The sequence below is a fragment of the Treponema sp. R6D11 genome, from assembly GCF_054786075.1.
In genome coordinates, this window is the sequence record NZ_BDHD01001121.1 from 1 (window position 1) to 382 (window position 382).

A 382-nucleotide genomic window follows, 5' to 3' on the forward strand; every position below is an offset into this window, starting at 1 on the left:
GCTACAACATCACTCACGATGACATGGTTGTATTAAAAAAACAGGAAATTGTTTTCGCTCTCCTTAAAGCGCACACAGAAAGGGGCGGAATAATTTATGCCTACGGCTCTCTGGAAATTTTACCGGACAGTTACGGCTTCCTTCGCAGTCCGCAAAATTCATACCTTCCCGGTCCCGATGATATTTACATAAGCCCAAGCCAGATTAGGCTCTTTGCGCTTAAAACAGGCGACACGGTTTACGGACAAATTCGCAGTCCAAAAGAAGGCGAAAGATTTTTTGCCATGCTCAGAGTGGAAACCGTCAACTACGACGACCCAACTGTCGCCCAGAACCGTATTCCTTTTGACAACCTTACTCCTTTGTACCCCAACCGTAAATT

1 pseudogene is annotated in these 382 nt (G+C 45.5%); it reads left to right on the forward strand.

What is annotated here, in order from left to right:
• Positions 1–382: pseudogene (locus ACYVTD_RS17750) on the forward strand (transcription termination factor Rho); the annotation flags it as partial.